The organism is Hymenobacter agri, assembly GCF_054778495.1.
Map to the genome: position 1 here is coordinate 1 of NZ_BAAGZM010000598.1, position 2,585 is coordinate 2,585.

General features: G+C 64.5%; 3 protein-coding genes. 2 read left to right on the forward strand and 1 reads right to left on the reverse strand.

All coding sequences use genetic code 11. The features are described 5' to 3' along the window. A partial coding sequence (locus ACYVDE_RS19905) for a DMT family transporter (protein ID WP_460503281.1) occupies positions 1-698 on the forward strand: 698 nt, incomplete at its 5' end. Between the two features lie 85 nt (positions 699-783). Here ACYVDE_RS19905 and ispE read toward each other — a convergent pair. Beyond that, positions 784-1,605 (reverse strand): 4-(cytidine 5'-diphospho)-2-C-methyl-D-erythritol kinase, encoded by an 822-nt coding sequence (ispE, locus tag ACYVDE_RS19910; RefSeq protein ID WP_460503282.1) that lies wholly within the window; start codon positions 1,603-1,605, stop codon positions 784-786. Between the two features lie 136 nt (positions 1,606-1,741). On the opposite strand from ispE, the gene ACYVDE_RS19915 reads away from it, so the two are divergent. Then, positions 1,742-2,509 carry a TauD/TfdA family dioxygenase gene (locus ACYVDE_RS19915; RefSeq protein ID WP_460503283.1) on the forward strand — a complete coding sequence of 256 codons (768 nt, stop codon included), beginning with the start codon at positions 1,742-1,744 and terminating at the stop codon, positions 2,507-2,509. Positions 2,510-2,585: the final 76 nt, after the last annotated feature.

Genomic DNA, 2,585 nt, shown 5'->3' on the forward strand with positions numbered 1-2,585 from the left:
GGCTGTCATCCGTCAGCGTGTGCCTGGCCGGGCTGGCCACGCTGGCGCTGTGGACTTCGCTGCTGGAGCCGCTGCTGCTGTGGCGGCGGGTGCGCGGCTACGAGGTGGGCCTGGGCCTGATTACGATGGTGGGCCTGTACCTGGTGAGCCAGGCCGAGCTCGACCAGTTGCTGGGGCTGGGCGTGGCGGTGCTGTCGGCGGGCTTGTCGGCGCTGTTCAGCGTACTGAATTCGAAGCTGATTAAGCAGCATCCGCCGCTGCGGCTCACGTTTTACGAGATGGCGGGGGCCTGCCTGAGCATCGTGTTATTCTTCCCGATTTATAGCCGCTACTTCACCGAAGGACGCGGCTTGCAGCTGGCCTGGCAGGGCTACGACTGGCTGTGGCTGGGCCTGCTGGCGGGCGTGTGCACGGTGTACGCCTTCTCCACGTCGGTGGAATTGATGAAGCGCCTCTCCCCTTTCGCCGTGAACCTGACCATCAACCTGGAGCCGGTGTATGGCATTTCGATGGCCGCCGGCATCTACTGGCTGCACACGAAGGGGCTGCTGCACGCGCCGCAGTTCAACGCCGAGCGCATGAGCACGGGCTTCTACATCGGTACGCTGCTCATCGTGCTCAGCGTGCTCATCCATCCGCTGGTGGCGCGATTGATGCGGGATAAATCGCCCGATTTGGAGCCGGCCGTACCGGTGTAGAGACGCATAATTGCGTCTCGGCGTCCGCGCCGTCGGAAAGCGCTAAATGGCATCGTTCAACGATGAGACGCGAAGTGTCGCGTCTCTACAGTAAGCCCATCCATACCGTGTACTCCGTCGGCCAGTCCATCGCCGCCGGCTCGCCGCTTTCCCACAGCCCGTATACCGCCGAGCCTGAGCCCGATAAACTCGCATAAGTTGCGCCCGCCGCGTAGAGCTGCTGCTTGATTTCGGCCAGCACCGGGTGGCTGGGCGTGAGGGCCGTTTCAAAGTCGTTGCTCAGGGTTTCGCGCCAGGTGCTCATCGGCTGCGCTAATGCCACCCGCAGCGGGTGCTGCGGCGGCTGCGGCGTGATGCGCGCGTAAGCCTCGGCCGTGCTGATGTGCAGGTTGGGATACACCACCACGCACCCGGTACCCGCCAGGGTCAGGTCGATTTCCTCAAATAAGTCGCCCTTCTCAACTGCCAGCACGGGCTTATTCTGAATAAAAAAGGCGCAGTCGGAGCCTAGGCGGCGGGCGTAGCCTTCCAGCGCTTCTGCCGAAAGGCCGAGGCCAAACAGGTCGTTGGCAGCTTTCAGGGCAAACGCCGCATCGGCCGAGCCGCCGCCCAGGCCGGCCCCGATGGGCACGATTTTATGCAGATACATCTGCACCGGCGGCAGCGCGGGGAAATCGGCCTGCAGCAGCTCGTAGGCCCGCACGCAGAGGTTGGTGGCCGGGTCGCCGGGAATGGAGCGGCCGGTGAGCGTGAGGCTGGTGGGCTGACTGGTTTTGGCCGGCAATAGTTCGAACGCATCCGTCCACGGCAGGGGTACGAAGACGGATTCGAGGGTATGGAAGCCGTCGGGCCGGCGCTGGGTCACGTAGAGGCCGAGGTTGAGCTTGGCGTTGGGGAAAACGAGCATGTTATCGTTACGGCGTAATTTTGGGACGGTGGAGCCGATACGCCAGCGCGAAAACCATCGTATATGTTTTCACCGCCGGCGGCCCCGTGGCTCGCTGGTATTGGTTGTAGTTATGACGTTTATCACCACGCTTTCTGTGCCTGCGCAGTGCAATCCGGCCAGCCTGGCCGCCGCGCTGCGGGCAGCTCTGGGCACGGCAAAAGTAGTGTACCTGCGCGGCCTGGCCGAGTGGTGCCCGCCCGCGGAGTGGGCGGCTTTCTACGAGGCTCTGACCGAAGCAACCGGCCACACGCTGCGCCTTGACGAGGACTTTGCCCAAGGCAGCATCCGCACCGGCCACAAGTGGATTGAGGTGCGCTACGATGCCGCTATTCCCGACGATGTGGCCTACCGCTTCAGCAAGAATGCCCAGCCGCTGCACACCGACGAATCGTACCTGAGCGAGCCGGCCGAGGTAATGTTCATGCACTGCCTGGTGCAGGCCCCGGCTGGCGGCGAAACAACGTTTGTGGACGCCGACGTGTTGTGGCAGGCGTTGCAAACGCACAATCCGGCCCTGGGTGCCCGTCTGCTGAACCGGCCCGTGCGCTTCGCCAAAGCCGGCGACGCGCGCTGCCAGCCCATCATCGCCCACACCCCGGCCGGCTGGCGCCTCAACTGGAACTACCACTGCGTAGACCCCACCGAAAGCGCCGAAACCCACGCGCTGGCGCAGGATTTTCGGCAGTTTTTGCTCGACTACGTGGCGAACACGCCCGCCGAAGTGGCCCTGTCGCTGGCCCCCGGCGAGGCCGTGGCATGGTGGGACGACCAAGTGCTGCACGGCCGCCGCGCTTTTCGGGCCGAGGTCACCAACGACCGGTTTTTGCTTAAAAGCGGCTTCCGGCTGTCCGCCCATGTATGACCTCACCAAACGCTGGTTCGACCTGACGGCCGCGGCCGTGGGGCTGCTGCTGCTGGCGCCGGTGCTGGCCGGGGCC